Source organism: Brachybacterium tyrofermentans, assembly GCF_014897585.1.
Taxonomy (GTDB): Bacteria; Actinomycetota; Actinomycetes; order Actinomycetales; family Dermabacteraceae; genus Brachybacterium; species Brachybacterium tyrofermentans.
Genome location: NZ_JABUXW010000004.1, coordinates 121711 through 139488, shown reverse-complemented (window position 1 = coordinate 139488; position 17778 = coordinate 121711). Strand labels below are relative to the sequence as shown.

Annotated in this window: 18 protein-coding genes; 10 read left to right on the top strand and 8 right to left on the bottom strand. The window is 70.3% G+C overall.

Going from position 1 to position 17778, the window contains the following annotated elements; translation table 11 throughout:
* Positions 1–8 precede the first annotated feature (8 nt).
* The gene (locus INT49_RS04225; protein WP_193116538.1) at positions 9–692 is read right to left on the bottom strand and encodes a phosphotransferase family protein; all 684 of its coding nucleotides are present in this window, start codon (positions 690–692) and stop codon (positions 9–11) included.
* A gap of 9 nt (positions 693–701) precedes the next feature.
* On the bottom strand, positions 702–1004 hold the full coding sequence (locus INT49_RS04220) for a hypothetical protein (protein WP_193116464.1): 303 nt from the start codon (positions 1002–1004) through the stop codon (positions 702–704).
* Positions 1005–1375: 371 nt separating this feature from the next.
* Here INT49_RS04220 and INT49_RS04215 point away from each other — a divergent pair, with 371 nt between their 5' ends.
* The gene (locus tag INT49_RS04215) at positions 1376–2017 is read left to right on the top strand and encodes a DUF5701 family protein (protein ID WP_193116463.1); all 642 of its coding nucleotides are present in this window, start codon (positions 1376–1378) and stop codon (positions 2015–2017) included.
* Positions 2018–2244: 227 nt separating this feature from the next.
* Entirely contained in the window at positions 2245–3750 is a 1506-nt protein-coding gene (locus INT49_RS21005; RefSeq protein WP_226849714.1) for a DUF1990 domain-containing protein, read from the top strand.
* Positions 3751–3895: 145 nt separating this feature from the next.
* Here INT49_RS21005 and INT49_RS04205 read toward each other — a convergent pair whose 3' ends face one another.
* Complete coding sequence (locus INT49_RS04205) at positions 3896–4087, bottom strand: hypothetical protein (RefSeq protein WP_193116462.1); 192 nt, start codon at positions 4085–4087, stop codon at positions 3896–3898.
* A gap of 211 nt (positions 4088–4298) precedes the next feature.
* Here INT49_RS04205 and INT49_RS04200 point away from each other — a divergent pair, with 211 nt between their 5' ends.
* The 8 genes from INT49_RS04200 (at position 4299) to INT49_RS04165 (ending at position 12019) form a co-directional block, all read left to right on the top strand.
* Positions 4299–6011 (top strand): carbon starvation CstA family protein, encoded by a 1713-nt coding sequence (locus INT49_RS04200; protein ID WP_193116461.1) that lies wholly within the window; start codon positions 4299–4301, stop codon positions 6009–6011.
* A gap of 56 nt (positions 6012–6067) precedes the next feature.
* Positions 6068–6352, top strand: a complete 285-nt coding sequence (locus INT49_RS04195) for a cory-CC-star protein (protein WP_193116536.1) — start codon at positions 6068–6070, stop codon at positions 6350–6352.
* Entirely contained in the window at positions 6343–7335 is a 993-nt protein-coding gene (locus tag INT49_RS04190; protein WP_193116460.1) for an ArsA family ATPase, read from the top strand. The genes INT49_RS04195 and INT49_RS04190 overlap by 10 nt, the downstream gene beginning before the upstream one ends.
* A gap of 204 nt (positions 7336–7539) precedes the next feature.
* A complete protein-coding gene (locus INT49_RS04185; RefSeq protein ID WP_096197741.1) occupies positions 7540–8844 on the top strand; it encodes an IS256 family transposase in 1305 nt (434 codons plus the stop codon).
* Positions 8845–9286: 442 nt separating this feature from the next.
* Positions 9287–9829 (top strand): hypothetical protein, encoded by a 543-nt coding sequence (locus tag INT49_RS04180; protein ID WP_096197742.1) that lies wholly within the window; start codon positions 9287–9289, stop codon positions 9827–9829.
* A gap of 101 nt (positions 9830–9930) precedes the next feature.
* A complete protein-coding gene (locus INT49_RS04175) occupies positions 9931–10122 on the top strand; it encodes a hypothetical protein (RefSeq protein ID WP_143277982.1) in 192 nt (63 codons plus the stop codon).
* Positions 10123–10479: 357 nt separating this feature from the next.
* Positions 10480–10977 (top strand): hypothetical protein, encoded by a 498-nt coding sequence (locus INT49_RS04170; RefSeq protein ID WP_114328080.1) that lies wholly within the window; start codon positions 10480–10482, stop codon positions 10975–10977.
* A gap of 148 nt (positions 10978–11125) precedes the next feature.
* Entirely contained in the window at positions 11126–12019 is an 894-nt protein-coding gene (locus tag INT49_RS04165) for a dihydrodipicolinate synthase family protein (RefSeq protein WP_193116459.1), read from the top strand.
* A 28-nt stretch (positions 12020–12047) separates the two neighbouring features.
* On the opposite strand, the gene INT49_RS04160 is transcribed toward INT49_RS04165, so the two are convergent.
* The 5 genes from INT49_RS04160 to INT49_RS04140 form a co-directional block, all read right to left on the bottom strand.
* Positions 12048–12815, bottom strand: coding sequence for an SDR family NAD(P)-dependent oxidoreductase (locus INT49_RS04160; protein ID WP_193116458.1), 768 nt, complete (start codon positions 12813–12815; stop codon positions 12048–12050).
* A 28-nt stretch (positions 12816–12843) separates the two neighbouring features.
* A complete protein-coding gene (locus tag INT49_RS04155; RefSeq protein WP_226849713.1) occupies positions 12844–13311 on the bottom strand; it encodes an AAA family ATPase in 468 nt (155 codons plus the stop codon).
* 159 nt (positions 13312–13470) lie between these two features.
* Complete coding sequence (locus INT49_RS04150; protein ID WP_193116457.1) at positions 13471–15057, bottom strand: MDR family MFS transporter; 1587 nt, start codon at positions 15055–15057, stop codon at positions 13471–13473.
* A 449-nt stretch (positions 15058–15506) separates the two neighbouring features.
* The gene (locus INT49_RS04145) at positions 15507–16205 is read right to left on the bottom strand and encodes a response regulator transcription factor (RefSeq protein ID WP_319021508.1); all 699 of its coding nucleotides are present in this window, start codon (positions 16203–16205) and stop codon (positions 15507–15509) included.
* A gap of 122 nt (positions 16206–16327) precedes the next feature.
* Entirely contained in the window at positions 16328–17692 is a 1365-nt protein-coding gene (locus INT49_RS04140) for a sensor histidine kinase (protein WP_193116456.1), read from the bottom strand.
* Between the last annotated feature and the right edge of the window lie 86 nt (positions 17693–17778).

Here is a 17778-nt window from a genome sequence, read left to right as displayed (position 1 = left end):
CGGCGACGTCACCCGGCCCGGCGGAGCGTGCGCATGATCGTCTCCCGCACCCGCGTAGCCATCCCCGGACCGTCGACCGGGGCACGCCCGGCCACCTGGAGCGGGATGAACTCCGGCCAGTTCGGTCCGAAGTTCAGCAGGCGCTGGAGGTCAGCCGCCGGATCGACCCGCCTCCCGGCGATCTGCTCGTAGTCCTCGAGGAACCACATCGCGGCGTCGGCGGAGAACAGCACGGCGAGATTCAGCCGGCAGTGCCCCACGTCCAGACCGCGATCTGCGCGGCCGACGGTGGGCCAGTCCACCACCGCCGAGATGCTCCCGCCCTGCCACAGCACGTTGAAGTGCTGGTAGTCGCCATGGCTGAGCACGGCGCGAGCCGGATCCGCAGGGCGGGCCGCGAGCTCCCGGGCCTCGCGAGCCAGCCCGCCGTCCGCGGCGACGTCGAGGGCCACGGGATCCTCGTGATCCCCTTCGAGCCAGCGCAGATCGCTCGAGGCCCACAGCTCGCAGGCGGCCAGCTCCGGGGGCGGCACCGCATGGATCCGCACCAGCATCTCGGCGAGGCTCCGCACCCAGGAGCGCAGGTCCGGCGGGGAGAGCTCCACCCGGCCGGGAAGGAACGTCGTCACCGTCGTCGGGCGGCCGGACGCGGAGCCGTCGGGGTCGGCGGCGATCAGCGCGGGCGCCGGCAGCCCGGTCCCTCACAGGGCCTCCAGCCCGACGGCTTCGCGTCGGACCATGCCCTGCTGCCAGCGGCTGTCACCGGACGGGTCCTCGTCCCGCGCATGGTCCCGCTCGGCGGGCCAGCGCCGCACCACGATGTCCGCCTCGCCGTCGGCTCGACGCAGCTGCAGCATCTGCCCGGTGATCCCGCCGACCAGCGAACGGACCACCGAGACCTCGCCGACCATCGGGGCGAGCCAGGAGCGCAGGGCAGGATCGAGCGCGGGGATCCGCGACGGATCGGTGGCCTGGTCGGGGTCGTGATCCTCGGGTGGCGGCATGGGGTCGACCCTGCCAGACGGGCGAGGCAGCCTCAACGGATATCGAGTGGCGGAGCTGGAGGAGTTGGCGGGGATGGGGCGGGGGAGCTGCAGAGTTGCCGGGTCTTGAGGTCGGCCACGGGGCCACGGGGCCACGGAACCGCCGGGAATAGGCCGTCGGCAGGTGGCGTTGAGTGCTGATCCGTGCGGAGCATCGTCCGCGCGACCCCACCCCAGGAGAGACCATCTCGCATCCCTCTGCCATTCTGCGTTCGCCCACTGCGTCTCAGGCCGCGCCGACCGCCGCCGCAGCGCCCGCCGCAGCGCCAGCTGCCACCGCGCCGACTGTCAACCCGGCCACTGACATCCGCCCCGCCTCGAAGGAGACCTCCATGCCCCCAGAGACCCTGCTCCCCACCCTCGCCGAGCAGGCAGGGCGGCTCATCGCTCTCGAGGTGCACACCCTGGCCGGGCTCAGCGAGCAGGCCCTGCGCGACGCCGTAGAGCAGTGGGGGAGCGACCGCACCGACGCCCTCCTCGCGATCGACCCGGCGCTCGCGCCGCCGTCGGCCCTCACCCCGCTGCTGCGGCGCGGGGAGAAGCCCGGCTTCGTGGTCGAGGACATGACCGACGTGGACCAGTTCGCGCCTACCGGCCTCGAGCTGGGCCGCGAGGCGCTCTACCTCGTCGAGGGACTGGAGCGCGGGGACGAGTACGAGAACTGGTCCGCGGAGGAGGCGCTGCCGGCGATCACCGGCCGCGACCGCACGCCGCTGCTTCTCAGCGAGGGCCTCCACTGGGTGCTCCAGCAGGGCGAGATCCTCGAGCGAGGCCACTGCTTCATGACGATCGGCTCGCGCCTCACCAAGCCCACCGGGAAGCTCGACTCGCGCACCCCGGCGCTCTGGATCAGCAACGGCACCGGACGTGACGGCAAGGACCGCCAGGACGCCCCGAAACTCGGCTGGTGCTGGTGGGGCAACCGCCACACCTGGCTCGGCTTCGCCTCCGCAGCCCGGCGAACGGCCGTCTGACCCCGGGTCGACGACCCCACGCGGTGGGGACCATCCGTCGAGCCTGCATTCTGTGTCGGTGAGCGCCCTCTCACCGACACAGAATGCAGGCTCGAACTCGACGAACTCGGGTTGCTGCCTTCGAGCACGGCGTGGCCTCGACGCAACACGGCCTGACCTCGACGCAACAGGGCGTGACCTCGACAAAGAGATGGAGATCAGAGCGCGCCTGCCGGTACCGTCACCTCATGACGTTCCCCTCCGCCCCGACCTGGTGGGAGGAGCGCGAGGCGTTCGTGTCCCGCGATGCCGAGAACGACCTCACCGTCGAGGATCCGCCGTTCTCCGCCGACCTCCTCGCGCTGCTGGCGGACGTCGAGGACGCGTTCGCCCAGACCGGCGCGGACACCCCCGGCTGGGAGGACCCGCACCACGACTCCACCGCACCCGGCGAGCGGCGCGACAGCCGCGACGAGGAGTACAGCCGCTGCTCGGACCCCGGCAAATACCGGATCCTGTGGACCCGCGCCGAGGCTTGGGTGCAAGTCCTCATCGCTCGTGGCTGGGCCGACGCGGTCGAGTTCGAGGACGGAGCGCAGGTCAGCTGGGCCGTCGACCCGCGCGTGGACCGCTATCGCACCTCGGTGCTGCGCCCCCGTCGGCCCGAAGCCCAGCCACTCGTGCTCGTCCGCACCGCCCCGGACGATGCCGCCGGCAGCGCCGGCAGCACCGGCAGCATCGACCTCGCCGACGACGCCGCCGCGGTCCCGGACCTCGTCGTCGGCCTGGGCGAGCCCGCCGTCGCGGTCCTGGAGCCGGACTGCCTGTGCGACGCCTGCGATTCCGGCTCCCGCGATCTGCTCGAGGAGCTCGACCAGGCGATCCTGTCGATCGTCGACGGCGCGAGCGAGGTGGTGAGATCTCCGGATGGCGCGAGCATGCGCACGTCCTTCGGCGCGGAGAGCGGCAGCGGAACCGATGATCCCGCCACGTCCCTGCGGATCACCGCCAGCCCCTGGGCCGACGACTGGACGCCGCGGCCGCTGTGCCCGCCGATCGAACCGCTCAGCCCGATGGAGTCGACGTGGCAGAACGAGATGCTGCGTGACCCATGGCCGGCGCGCCTGTTCGATACTGCGCTCGCCGTGCTCCCGGCTCCCCTCGAGGGGCGGATCCACCGGCTGCGGACGGGACGCTCCGCGCCGCCGACGAGGTACGCCACGGCGGTCGATTCCGAGCAGACGATCACAGCTCCGCTCGATGCCCTGGAGAATCCGCCTGAGGGGTACCGCCGGATGCGCCGCAGCGCCCTGGTGCCTGCCATGGATTTCGAGACGGCCAGCTCCGCCGTGCGCGGCTGGGTGGTGCACCGACGAGCGGGATTGCAGGTCGCTGCCTCGCACCGCCAAGCCGAGCCCGGAGCGCAGGTGCATCTGCGCCTCGGCATCGGGCCGCTCTCGATCCTCGCCCCCTGCCGCGTGCTGTGGGTGATCGACGAACCGGACCGTGCCGGCTTCGCCTACGGCACGCTGCCCGGACACCCCGAATCCGGGATCGAGCAGTTCACCGTGACCCGCACGGACACCGGCGTCGTGCGCTTCCATCTCGACGCGGTCTCGAAGCCCGCCGCCTGGTACGCCCGGCTCGGCGCGCCCGTCTCCCGAGTCGTCCAGGAGGTCGTCACCCGCCGCTACCTCCGCGCCCTGTCCACGCGCGCTGCCCCGGTAGTCGATATGGCCCGACGCGTCGGATAGCCCCCTGGATAACGACATGCCAGGCGGTACGGGGTGGGCGGGAAGCATCTGACGGGAGCAGGGGTCCAGGGGGAGCGCACCCGCGGGGAGCGCACTCGCGTGCCTCGGGCCTGCACGTCGTGGCACCGCTCGACGGCTCTGTCTCTCAGGAGTCCAGGTCGTGCCTCACCCCGTGGATGATCGAGGCGAACAGGCAGATGATGATCGCCGGGGCGAGGTCCACCGTGACGTCCAGGAATGCGCGCTGGAAGATCGCCGCGACCATTCCGACGATGACTGCCACCGTGCCGCCATAGAGCGCGAGGACGAGCGTCAGGTACTTAGCCCTGTCCGTCATCGACGCACCCCCTCTCCTCCGTCGGTCAGCACTGTATCTCGCGGGCCACCACCCTGACGGAGGGCATCTATCCCGCGACAGCGCACGAGTCCGCTACGGTGGCCCGTATCGCGTGCGATGACGACGTGACGAGTGCCCGGCGGCTGTGCCCGTCGTCCGCCCTCGCGCCCTGTCGCCGCGGCCCTTCCCCGCCCTCGACAGGAGAGCCCCCGTGAACTCCCTGATCCTCGCAGTGGTCGGCATCGCCATGATGGTCGCCGGCTACATGCTCTACTCCCGCTACCTCGGCAGGCGCGTGTTCAAGCTCCGCGCCTCCTTCCGCACCCCCTCCCATGAGCTGGAGGACGGGGTCGACTTCGTCCCCACCAACAAGTTCATCCTGTGGGGCCATCACTTCACCTCCGTCGCCGGCGCCGCACCGATCGTCGGCCCCGCCGTCGCCGTGATCTGGGGCTGGCTGCCCGCCTTCCTCTGGGTCACCCTCGGTACCGTCTTCTTCGCGGGCATGCACGACCTCGGCTCGCTGTGGGCGTCGGTCCGCAACCGCGGCCAGTCCATCGGCTCCCTCTCCGCGCGGTACATCGGTGCCCGCGGCAGCCGCCTGTTCCTGGTGGTCATCTTCCTGCTGCTGCTCATGGTCAACGCCGCCTTCGCCGTGGTCATCGCCGGGCTCCTGGTCTCCACGCCCACGGCGGTGATCCCCACCTGGGGCGCCCTCGTCGTCGCGGTGCTCATCGGCCAGGCGATCTACCGCCTGAAGTGGAACCTGCCGATCGTCTCCGTGGTCGGCGTGGTGGCGCTGTACGCCCTGATCGTGCTGGGCAACGCGGTCCCCGTCGTGCTGCCCGACACCGTGCTGGGCCTCTCCGCCGAGGCGTTCTGGATCGTCGTGCTGTTCGTCTACGCCGCGATCGCGTCCGTGCTCCCGGTGTGGGTGCTGCTGCAGCCGCGCGACTACATCAACGGCCTGCAGCTGTTCATCGCGCTCGGGCTGCTCTACGGCGCGGTGCTCATCGTCCGCCCCGAGATGGTCGCCCCCGCGTTCAACACGGCCGTGCCGGACGGCACGCCGGGCCTGATGCCGCTGCTGTTCGTGACCATCGCGTGCGGCGCCATCTCCGGCTTCCACGGCGTCGTCTCCTCCGGCACCTCCTCGAAACAGCTCGACAAGGAGACCGACGCTCGCTTCGTGGGCTACTTCGGTGCGGTCGGCGAGGGCCTGCTCGCCCTCGGCGCGATCATCGCCACCACCGCCGGCTTCCGCACCCTCGCCGACTGGGAGGCCGTGTACTCGGCCTTCGGCGAGGGCGGCGTGGGCGCCTTCGTCAACGGCGGCGGCGCGATCGTCAACGCCGGCCTGGGCATCCCCACATCGCTGTCGGCGACGATCCTGGCCACCACAGCAGTGCTGTTCGCAGCGACCACCATGGACACCGGGGTGCGCCTGCAGCGCTTCGTGGTCCAGGAGATCGCCCAGGTCGTGGGCGTGAAGCTCGGGACCGCCGTCGCCACCGCGATCGTGCTGGTCGTGTGCCTCGCGCTCACCTTCAGCGCCGGGGCCGACGGGTCCGGCGGCATGCTGATCTGGCCGCTGTTCGGCACCACCAACCAGATCCTGGCCGGACTCACCCTCGCGATCCTCGCGGTGATGCTGATGCGCAAGCGCCGCCCGGTGCTGCCGATCGTGATCCCGCTGGTGTTCGTGCTCTTCGTCAGCGTGTATGCGCTGATCATCCAGCTCGGCGACTTCCTCGCGGCCGGCAACTGGCTGCTGCTGGTGCTCGACGTGATCATCCTGATCGCGGCCGTCTGGGTGATCGTCGAATCCGCGGTGGCGCTGAACCGGGCCCGGAAAGACGAGCCCGAGCTCGATGACGAGGACGAGCGCGAGCCCGTCGGCGCCGACGGAGGCGCCGGCGAGTGACCAGCCCGTCCACCCCAGCTCCCGTCGGCGGGTCTCCGGACCGGCCCGCCGACGGGGTGGCCCCCGCACGCTCCCGCCCCACGGTCAGGCAGCGCTGGCGGGCGTTCAGCGACGGGCTGCGCGAGTTCTACGTCGCCCCCTACCGCCGCACCTTCGCCCGCGCCCAGCGCGATGAGGACGACCTGTTCCGGATGCTCGTGATGAGCGAGATGCTGGGCGTCCCCAACCCGGCCGCGTACTACACCGCCGAGCTGCTGCCCGTGCTCTATGACAGCTTCCACGACTGGCATCGCCGCATGGGCATGGAGCGCTCACCGTTGGAGGACTACCGATGCTGCTGACCCTCGCCGCCGAGCGCCGCGTGCTGTTCCTGGGCGGGAAGGGCGGCGTCGGGAAGACCACCGTCGCCTCCGCCGTGGCTCTCGCCGCGGCCCGCGAGGGCCGACGCGCCCTCGTGGTCTCCACCGACCCCGCCCACAACCTCGGCCATCTGTGGGGTCAGAGGATCGGGGACCGCGCCACCCCGCTCGGCGACGGCGTGGGCGGCCGGCTGCGGGGCCTGGAGATCGACCCCGACGCCACCACCGACCGCCATCTGAAGGACGTCGCCCACACCCTGAAGCGCCTCATGCCGGACAACCTCGCCGGTGAGGTCGACAAGCACATGGACCTCTCCCGACGGTCCCCGGGCACCCACGAGGCTGCGGTGCTGGAGCGGATGACGGAGCTGGTCGAGATGGGGATGCAGGACTACGACCTGGTCGTCTTCGACACCGCCCCGTCCGGGCACACCGCGCGGCTGATGGCGCTGCCGGAGGTGATGACCGCCTGGACCGACGGCCTGCTGAACCGCCGGGAGAAGTCCGCGAAGCTCGGCGCCGCGATGCGCGGGCTCGACGGTGATCGCGGGAGGACCGTGCTCGGGTCGACTGCCCCGCGGGACCCGATCGAGGAGCGCGACGACGAGATCCGCTCGATCCTGCTGCGCCGCCGCGACCGCCTCGCCGGGCTGCGCGAGGTGCTCGTGGATTCCGCGCTCTCGTCCTTCGCGATCGTCCTGGCCGCCGAGCGCCTGCCGGTGCTGGAGACCATCGAGCTGAACGCGGAGCTCACCCGCACCGGCGTCGACATCGGCGCCCTGGTGGTCAACAAGCGCTCGCCCGCCGATCGCGGCGACTTCCTCGCTCGCCGTCGCGCCGTCGAGGACGAGCACCTCGTGACCCTCCGCGACGCCCTGCCGCGGGTGCCGCTGCAGGAGGTGCCGCTGGGGGAGGAGGACGTCGTCGGCCCGGCCGCTCTGGAGCGCTTCGCGACGCTGCTCTGAGAGCCTCTGAAAGCTCTGTGCGCTCCGCCTGCTCCAAGGCCACTATGGCGATCCCGGACGGATCACCGAGGAATGATCAGAACCTGTGGATGGCTCTCGGCGAGGTGGCGTGCAAGGGACGCACCTTCCCGAGGATGATCTGCAAGGAACGAAGACTCTGATCAAGGACCGGCGTTGGAGCGCTGGTTCGGGAAGGTACGCCCTATGCTCAAGATAGTCCCCGACAACGATGACGCCAACCACGACGACGGCGCGGCGGACGGATCGTCGCTGCTGGATGCGATCGTGCGCGACGGTGCCCGGCAGATGCTCGCAGCCGCGTTGCAGGCCGAGGTCGCCTCCTACGTCGATGCCCACGCCGACGAGGTCGACGAGAACGGTCACCGGCTGGTGGTGCGCAATGGCTATCACGATGCCCGGGAGGTGACCACGGCGGCCGGCGCGGTGCCGGTGACCGCGCCGCGGGTCAACGACAGACGCGTCGACGAGACCACCGGGCAGCGCAAACGGTTCGCCTCGGCGATCCTGCCTGCTTGGGCACGCAAGTCCCCACAGGTCGCTGAGGTGCTGCCGCTGCTGTACCTGCACGGGCTCTCCAGCAGCGACTTCGCGCCGGCGCTGGAGCAGTTCCTCGGCTCGGCTGCCGGGCTCTCGCCAGCAACGATCACCCGGCTGACCGGCCAGTGGCAGGGCGAGGCGGTCGCGTTCAACACCCGGTCGCTGGCCGACACCGACTACGTCTACGTCTGGGTCGACGGGATCCACCTCAAGGTCCGCCTGAACCAGGACAAGATCTGCCTGCTGGTGATGATCGGCGTCCGCGCCGACGGCACCAAGGAGCTGATCGCCCTCGATGACGGCCACCGCGAGTCCGCCGAGTCATGGGCCGACCTGCTGCGCGACTGCAAACGCCGCGGGATGGCCGCCCCGGTCCTCGCGATCGGCGACGGGGCGCTGGGGTTCTGGTCCGCCGTCCGCGACGTCTTCCCGGCCACCCGGGAACAGCGCTGCTGGTTCCACAAGATCGCCAACGTGCTCAACGCGCTGCCCAAGTCCGCCCAGCCGGGCGCGAAGAAGGCGTTGGCCGAGATCTGGCAGGCCGAAGACCGCGCCCACGCCGAAGCCGCCGCGGCAACCTTCGCCGACGAGTACGGCGTCAAGTGGCCCAAGGCGGTCGCGAAGATCGCCGACGATCTCGATGTGCTGCTGGAATTCTACGACTACCCCGCCGAGCACTGGGTCCACCTGCGCACCACGAACCCGATCGAGTCGACCTTCGCCACCGTCCGGTTGCGCCAGCGCGTCACCAAGGGCCCCGGTTCCCGGGCTGCCGGGATCGCGATGGCGTTCAAGCTGATCGAGTCCGCCCAGACCCGCTGGCGGGCCGTGAACGCACCCCACCTGGTCGCCCTCGTCCGCGCTGGCGCGGCCTTCGAGAAAGGCCGCCTCGTCGAACGCCCCGACGACCAGACCGACCACGAATCAGGAGAGCAACAACATGCCGCCTGAGACGTGGACGAACACGTGTGCCGGCACGTCCACCGCAGCCCGGGCCGCCCTTCGCGAATGGGAGGGCGTGTTCGATGCTGCGGATGCTGGTGTTGCACCACTACATCCGAACGGTGCGATCCGGCCATCGGACGAGGCGCGCCATCCCCACGCGGACCAGGCGGAAGCTCGACACCATCGTGATCAGCTCGCCACTGGAGTACTCAGCGTAGAGGCTTCGGATGGAAGTCCGGCCCGGCCGGCAACTTCGACCCACTACGTGGAGGATGCTACGGTCGAGTTTTTCCCCGAGGGTTCCGTTAGATCCCGCAGAGAGATAGTGCACGCAATGGAGCGTTCAACACGCAATGACGAAGCCGCAGGACCGAACGAGGCAACGGGCGCGCACTACTCGCCTTCTCGGCGATCGCTTTTTGTTGCCGCATCGGTCGCTGGAGTTTCGATGACCGCGCCCGCCGTTGCCCGGGCTGAGGGCTCCGACCCTCTGGCAGACACCTCTTCGCTGACCGACGAAGAGGTGGCTGTCGTGAACAACACTGCTGCTGGACTCGCGGACGTGGAGACCAACGGCGGAATTAGGTTGGAGGACGGAACCTTCCAAGCTTTCGACTTCGACATGCTGTTCGAGGCGCTAGATGGTGGCCACACGAACCAGACCGCGCTGGTCGCAGCCGCCACTTCCAGGAGTCCCGCAGCTGTCACTCCGCAATGGGACAACTCTCATTTCGGCAAGTGTCTCGCAAAGAAGATCGGCATCGCGGACATCAAAGCAATTATCAAAGCGTTTGCCGAACCTAAGGTGCGAAAGGCACTGAAGAGCAAGCAATGGAAGAAGGCTTCGTCCATCGCTTTCAATATCCTCAAGAAGACGTCTCCTAAGATCGCGAAATTCCTCATCAAGAAGGCCGCGCACTCCGTCCTTCCGGGTGGCGTAGTCGGCGTGCTCGCTCTGGCGGCCGGGCAGTGCGCTCTCGGGGAGATCTAGTCTTGGCGAGGAGCTCTGACCCGGGTCGGCCCGAGCGACACGACTCGCCCGTTCGCAACAGGAGTCGTCGTGCCTCCGGAAGGTTCATCGGCTGGATCGCTGTGGTCGCCGTGGTGGTGATCATCGGATTTCCTACTGCCCTACTCTTCGGCGCAGGCGACGCCGTTTTCGGCAGTCCCACAGACGGCATCATCACGTTCTTCGGTACGCTAGTGGGCATTGCCGTCCTGCTCGCTGTCGGCTATCTGTGGGAACAGGCGAAGGAACGCAGAGCACGAAATCGCCGTCGCTGATATGGAGTGGGGCGGAGGCGAAGCGCTGCGAAAATCTCGACTGGTAAGGGTGTGGCATGGCACTCCACTCCCTCGGGCGGGATCGCCCCAGCATTCAACGCGGCCGCCTGCGCTGCAGCTATCGTTCCGCTGATCGTCGAGTACGGGTTCCCTGTGGCAAAGGTCGTCGGCTGGATTCGACGGCCCGCGCGATCTGGGGGTGGAGTCCGGGGATCTGGACGACGATCCGCTCCGGAGCCGCAGCTGCGGAGATCGGAGAGGATGCGGTGAAGGTTCTTGAAAGAATCCTCGGAGTGGGCGGCGTCGTCTCCGCCTGCTCTCTCTGACCCGATCGCTCACCCGAAGGGATCCACTGTGATGGCAGGTAACAGCGATGTCAGCGACTTCACTCCCCCGGCGTTCTCCTTCGCCCTCACGGGGCATCTTGCGACTGGGGCGGTCAAGGTTGTCGCAATTGCACTGCTGCTATGGGGGCTGGGTCTGACTGGGTGGACTGCAAGCTTTCCTGCTGGAACGGCGATCATCACGGCTGTGGTCGTGATGGTCGCCGTCGAGCTTGCCACGACCGGCGTGGAGCGAATCTTCGTTCTCCGTCACCGGCACCCGGACCCCGGAAGCGTCCCGATGACGGCGATTGTCGCCGTACTTCCGTTGCCGATCAGCTTCCTCATCGGACTGCCCTTCGGGCCGGCGTCCTCCGGGGCTCTGAACACGATGGCTGTCACCACCGTGGTCTACTGGGCCGCCCTTGTCGTGCTAGAGCGCCCGTGGGTCGAAGGGGACACCCAAGCCGACATCCGCAAGAAGTACGAGCAGACGAAGGCGATGACTGGGGAACAATTCCGGTCCGAGTGACCGGCGCTCACAGCGCCGGCCAGCAACTCCTCGGTCGGGTAGCGGAACACCGATCCACAGGTCTTGACAATTTCTCCGGATCACCGGCCATCCTCCCCTCGCGTGTAGCGTCCACGATCCGTTCTCCATCCGTCGCCCAGGAGCCCGCATGTTCTCCGGCCTCAGCGCCTTCCCGCTCACCCCGCTGCGCGATGACCAGGTCGATCTCGCGGCCTACAGAGGGTTGATCGATCGCCTCGTCGCAGCCCGCGTCGACTCGATCGGGGCCCTCGGCTCGACGGGTTCCTACGCCTACCTCGACCGCGCCGAGCGCCGCGCCGTCGTCGAGGCGAGCGTGGACCGCGCGGCCGGCATCCCGGTGATCGCGGGCATCGGAGCTCTGCGCACCTCGCAGGTGCTGGCCCTCGCGGAGGACGCCCAGCAGGCCGGGGCCGACGCCGTGCTGCTCGCCCCGATGAGCTACCAGGCCCTCACACAGGACGACGTGGCCGCGCTCTACGAGGACGTCACCGCCGAGCTCTCGGTGCCGCTGGTCGTCTACGACAACCCCGCGACCACGCACGTCACGTTCTCGATGGATCTCTACGCGCACATTGCGAACCTCCCGCACGTCGACGCGATCAAGATCCCGCCGATCACCCAGGGAGTCGATGCAGCGCGCGAGCGGGTGCGGGCGATGCGGGCCGTGATCCCCGAGCACGTGCGCATCGGCATCTCCGGCGACGGCTTTGCAGCGTCCGGGCTGCTGGCCGGCTGCGATGCCTGGTTCACCGCCGTGGGCGGCACGATCCCGCAGGCGATGTCCGCCATCGCGCGGTCCGCGCTCGACGGGAGGGCCGACGACGCCCTTGCCGCATCGGCCCGCCTGGCCCCGCTGTGGGACCTGGTCGCTCAGCTCGGCAGCCTGCGCGTCTCCGCGGCTCTCGCCGAGCATCTCGCTCTGGTCGACGCGCCGTGCCTGCCCCGTCCGCTGCTCGGGCTGCGCGGCGCGGAGAGGGAGCGGGCGGTGGCCGTCGCCGACCAGCTGGGACTGCTCTCCTGAGGCCGATCACCGGCGAGGAGCATCCGGCTCAATGCACCGAGAAGCCGCCGTCCACGGCGATCGACTGGCCCGTGACATAGGCCGAACCCGGTCCGGCGAGGAACACCGCGGCGGCTGCGAAGTCCTCAGGCAATCCGTTCCGGCCGACAACGGTCCGGGCCGCGAGGGCGTCGATGACTGCCGGATCGGAGATCGTCTCGCGGTTCAGGGGCGTGCGCACGAAGCCCGGGATCAGCACGTTCGCGGTGACCCCCCGCGAGGACCAGGCCTCCGCCTGCACCCGGGCGAGCCCTTCCACCGCGGCCTTGGAGACCCCGTACGCCCCGCTGTTCCCGAAGGGCCGATGCGCCTGTTGCGAGCTGATGTGGATCAGGCGGCCGTAGCCGCGCTCCGCCATCCCGGGGGCGAGGCGCTGGCCGAGCACGAACGGCGCGTCGAGGTTCACCGCCATGGTCGCGTCCCAGGTCGGCTCGTCCAGCTCCGACATCGGCGGGCGCAGGTTGATGCCTGCGCAGCTCACCAGGATGTCGACCTCACCGGCGACGTCGGCCAGGGCGTGGGCGCCGGCACGGGTGGAGAGATCTGCGCGGAGGCCCTCGGCGGTGCCGCCGTCGGCCCGGATCTCTGCGACGGCCTCGTCGATCGCGCTCTGCGTGCGGGCCGCGATCAGCACGCGTGCCCCGGCGCCGGCCAGGGCGCCCGCGATCCCGCGACCTATCCCAGAGCTGCCCCCGGTGACCAGGGCCGTGCGTCCGCGCAGGCCGAACAGGGACTCGAGGGTGGGGGAGGAGCTCATCGCCGAAGCGTAGCGACTCCGCGCCGGCTCAGTCGGTGCGGATCACGGTGATGGGGCCCTCGTCGTCCGTCGGCGGCTCGAAGTGGTCGTAGTAGATCTCCGCGAGAGCGCGCGGCAGGCGGAAGTCGTCGCCGTGCTGCTCGGCCCGCGCCTCGATCCGGGCCAGCGCGGTCGCTCGGGAGACGACCACCTGCACGATCTCCGGGGTGATGCCCGACGGGAGGAGCAGCGCCCGCCAGTGATCCCGCATCTCCCGCGACCAGAACGACAGGTCCAGCACTACGTCCTGCCCGTCGCGCACGCACGTGAGCAGGCGCTCCTCGAGCTTCGCGATGATCTCGGAGCCCACGGCCTCGGGCAGCGGCATCGTGCGGTGGCCGCGGGCCCAGGCCTCGGTGTCCACGGACAGCCGCACCATCCCGTCGGCCTCGTAGCGGCGCGCGATGGTCGACTTCCCCGAGCCCGCCGGGCCGCACATGAAGATCACCCTGCTCATCGCGCCAGCGTAGGGCAGCAGCACCGACTCAGCGGTCTCTGCAAAACATTCGGTCCCCAGCGCTGCCTCGACGCCGTGGAGGCGGTGAGGACACGCTGGGGACCGAAAGTTCGTGGGGCCGGCCGTGCGCGCCGGGTGGAGCGCAGCGACCAGAGCAGCTCAGGCGGTCTGGGCGACCTGCTCGGTCTGCTCGACCTCTGCCGGGTTGTTCTTGAGCGTGGCGGCGAGCACCACGGCGATCGTGGTCATGATGCCGCCGAAGGCGAAGGCCCACGTGGCGCCGCTGGCCTGAGCGGCCTGCGCCGTGGCACCGGATTCGACCGCGAGAACTGAGCCCAGCGTGAGCAGGGCGATGAACACCGCGGTGCCCAGCGCGCCGGCCAGCTGCTGCAGGGTGTTGAGGATCGCCGAGCCGTGGCCGTAGAGCGACCGCGGCAGCGCCCCGAGGGACAGTGCCATCAGCGGGGTCATGACCATGGCCATGCCGATGCCCAGCGGGACGTTCAGCGCGACGATCAGGCCCTGGCTCGACTCCGCATCGAGCAGGAGCACCTCGAGCCAGCACACGATCGCCATCAGCGCGGCGCCGGGAACTACGATCGGGCGCGGACCCACGCGGTCGAACAGAGCGCCGACCAGCGGGCCGAGCACGCCGGAGGCGGCCGCGCCGGGCAGCATGGCCAGGCCGACGTCGAGGGTGGACATGCCCAGCGACCCGGTCATGTACAGCGGCAGCGCCACGACGGTGCCGAGCATGGTCGCGAAGCCCAGCAGGATCACCAGCACGGACACCGAGAAGGTGCGCACCTTCAGCGGGCGCAGGTCCAGCAGGGGCTCCTTGCCGCGGGAATGCATGCGCACCTGCCGGTTCGCGAACACCGCGAGGGAGAGCACGCCGATGCCGGCCACGAGCAGCGGCACCAGGCGGGCCTCGCCCTCCACGATCTGGCTGATCGAGGCGAGTGCGTAGATGACGCCGCCGAAGCCGATCGCGGAGAGGATCACGGAGGTGACGTCCAGCTTCACCTTCTCGGGCTCGGTGTAGTTGCGCATGAAGATCAGGCCGATGACCAGGGCGATCACGATGATCGGCAGCATCATCACGAACAGGTAGTGCCAGCTCCAGTGCTCCAGGATGAACCCGGAGATCGAGGGGCCCAGCGCGGGGGCGGCCGAGATGACCACGCCCACCAGGCCCATCACCAGGCCGCGTGCCGTGATCGGCACGAGCGCGAGGATCGTGGTCATCAGCAGGGGCAGCACCATCGCGGTGCCGGCGGCCTGGACCACGCGGGCTCCCAGGAGCACGGGGAAGGTCGGGGCGGCCACAGCGATCGCGGTGCCGACCAGGAACAGCAGCATCGCGGTGATGAACACGGCGCGCACCGACAGTCGCTTCATGAGGAAGCCGGTGGTGGGGATGACGACGGCCATCGTGAGCATGAAGCCCGTGGAGAGCCACTGGGCGGTGACCGCGGTGATCGACAGGTCCGCCATCAGGGTGGGCAGCGCGACGGACAGCAGGGTCTCGTTGAGGATCATCACGAACGCGGAGACGACCAGGACCGCGATGATCGGGGCGACCTTGTAGGAGGTGGGCGCGCGGCCGTCCTTCACCGTGGTGCCGGGGTTGTCGGCTCCGTCGCGGGTGGCGTACTCGGCGTCGGCGGAGGCGGAGCCGCCGGAGACGATGCCGGGTGCATCGACGGCGGGGAACTCGCCCGTGGGCTGACGGGTGGAGGTCATAGGGGTGGCATGCTTTCTGCATCGAGGGACCGGAGGGCCGGAACCTGCACGTCCGCGCGCTGCAGGGCGGAGCAGTCAGGTCACCATCCGGTGGGGCCGACGGGCAGTGCCCGCGACCCGGACAAGTCTTTCAGGGGCGCTCGCATCCCCGTAGGGAATGTGCTGTACGCATCCCCCAACGCCGGGTCGTGCTCCCGCATTCCCGGCCGACGCACGTCGTCTGGGATCAGGCCTCCTGTCGGGGTCCAGCCCTCCTGTCGGGGATCAGCCCTCCTGTCAGGGTCCAGCCCTCCCGTCGGGGATCAGCCCTCCCGTCGGGCTCAGGCCTCCTGCACGCGATCAGGCCTCCTGCCGGGGCTCAGCCCTCCGTCGAGCCTGCAGTGTGTGTCGGTGAGAGCGCCCTCAACGACACACACTGCAGGCTCGAGAGAGAAGAGCGTCCGAAAGGGTCATCCGCGGTGCTGGCGCCACCACAGCGCCGCCTGCACGCGGGAGTCGAGCTGCAGCTTCAGGAGCGCGTGGGAGAGGTGGGACTTCACGGTGGTGATCTCGACGAAGAGCTGCGAGGCGATCTGCTGGTTGGAGAGCCCCTGTGCGACCAGGGCCAGCACGTCCTCCTCCCGGCGGGTGAAGGCGGGCTCGAGGAGGTCGCCCGGGACCGGCCGACGGTCAGAGGCGGGGCCCGACGTCGGGACCGGATCAGGTGATGGCTGCGATGCCTCTCCACGATCCCGGTCGTCGGCTGCCGATCGGCCCCGCAGCGCCCGGACCACGGCGCGGGTCGCCGCGGCGGAGAGCACGGCGTCGCCCCGGTGCACATCGCGCACCGCGGCGAGGATCCTCTGCGGGTCCTCGGACTTCACGAGGTAGCCGTCGGCCCCGGCGGCGAGCGCCCCGAGCACATAATCGTCGAGGTCGAATCCGGAGATCACCAGCACGTTCGCTCCGGTCTCGCGCAGGCGCGGGGTGATCTCGATACCGGTCGCGCCGGGCATCCGCACGTCGGTCAGGACCACGTCGGGCCGGTGCTCGCGGGCGGCGGCGACGGCGGAGTCCCCGTCGGCCGCCTCGGCGATGACGGTGATGTCCACCGCGGAGTCCAGCAGCGCGACCAGGCCGGAGCGCACCGCAGGGTGGTCGTCGGCCACCAGGACGCGGATCGGGCAGGTCGACGATTCGTCGGGTGCGGGTGCGGGTGCGGGTGCGGGTGCGGGTGCGGGTGCGGGTGCTTGCGTGGGCGCAGGCGGTCTGGGGCGCGAGGTCGCATCGGTCACGGTGTGGCCTCCTGGGCGGCGTGGGAGGAGGTGCGCGGATCGCCCTCCTCGGCAGTCGTCTCGGTCGTCTCTGTCGTCGTAACCGTCGGTCCTGTGGTGGTCGTCGGTGGGGCCGGTGTCGTCGAGGGGGCCCGATGCGCGGACGCCGGCCGGTCCTCCGGCGCATCCACCACGCTGGGCGCCCGCACGGGCAGCTGCGCGAGGACCCGCCAGACGTCGGCCTCCGCATCGGGACCAGGGCCGGAGGTGGCGCTCCCGCCCACGGCCGTCGCCCGATACGCGAGGGCGCCGCGACCCACGCCGGTGCCGGGCACGGAGCGCTCGGCGCGCCGGTTCCGCAGCTCGAGCGTGACCTCGTCGGCCCCGACGTCGATGCGGAGGGAGATCGGTGCCAGCCCGTGCCGCACGGCGTTCGTCGAGGCCTCCGCCGCGATGCGCAGCAGGGCCGCCTGCACGGAGGGCTCCACGCGCGAAGGATCCGTGACGGCCGGGTCGATCTGCACGCGGGCCTGCGGATCGCGTCCGCGCAGGCGCGTGGTCAGCGAGGGCCAGTCCAGGGTCACCGTGGGCTGGGTGCCGGACTCCGCGGTGGAGAGCACCCCGATCATCGAGCGCAGGTCCCGCAGCGCCGCATGCGCCGACTCCCGGGCGGTGACCAGGGAACGGTCCCGTGCCTCGGGCTGTTCGAGGGAGGCGGCGAGGTTGGTGTGGAGGGAGACCGCGCTGAGGTGGCCGGCGATCACGTCGTGCAGGTCGTGGGCGATCGTGAGGCGCTCGGTCTCCACGGCCTGGGTGGCCCGCGCGGCGGCGAGCTCGTGCTCGAGGTCGGCGAGGGATTCCGCGCCCAGGCGTGCGTCGCGGTGATGGCGCACCTCCCAGCCCCACAGCAGCGGGGTGGACAGCACGAGCGCGGCCACCAGCAGCACCACCAGCACGATGGGACCCGGCGCGCCGAGCACCAGCGCGGCGAGCACGGAGACGACCCCGAGGCCGATCGCGAGGGCCGTGGTGAGGTGCGCGAGGCGCTTGGTGCCGTGCAGGACAGGGTCGAAGATCGCCTCGAACAGCAGCAGGTAGGCGGAGATCTGGCCGCCCACGACGATCTCCGCGATCGCCAGGGGCCCGGCCACGAGGAGCGTGATCCCTGGTCGGCTGCGCCTCCACAGCAGGCTCACGCAGGCGATCAGCAGCATCACCACCGAGACCCAGGTCGGCCACCGCAGCGCGCCGCCGACGAACCCGGAGTTGCTGGCGCCGGTCGCCGCGAGCAGGACGACCGCCCCCGCGTAGCCGGCCGCCGCGAGGGCGTCGTGGCGCGTGAGCCGAGGGCGCTCGGGAGTCCCGAACGGGTCTGCAGACATGCTCCGAGGCTACGCGGAGCCGGTGCGGGTCGCCTCCTCCCGGCGCACAGTCGGCACCTTGGGAGGAGGACCGCAGGAGATGTCGC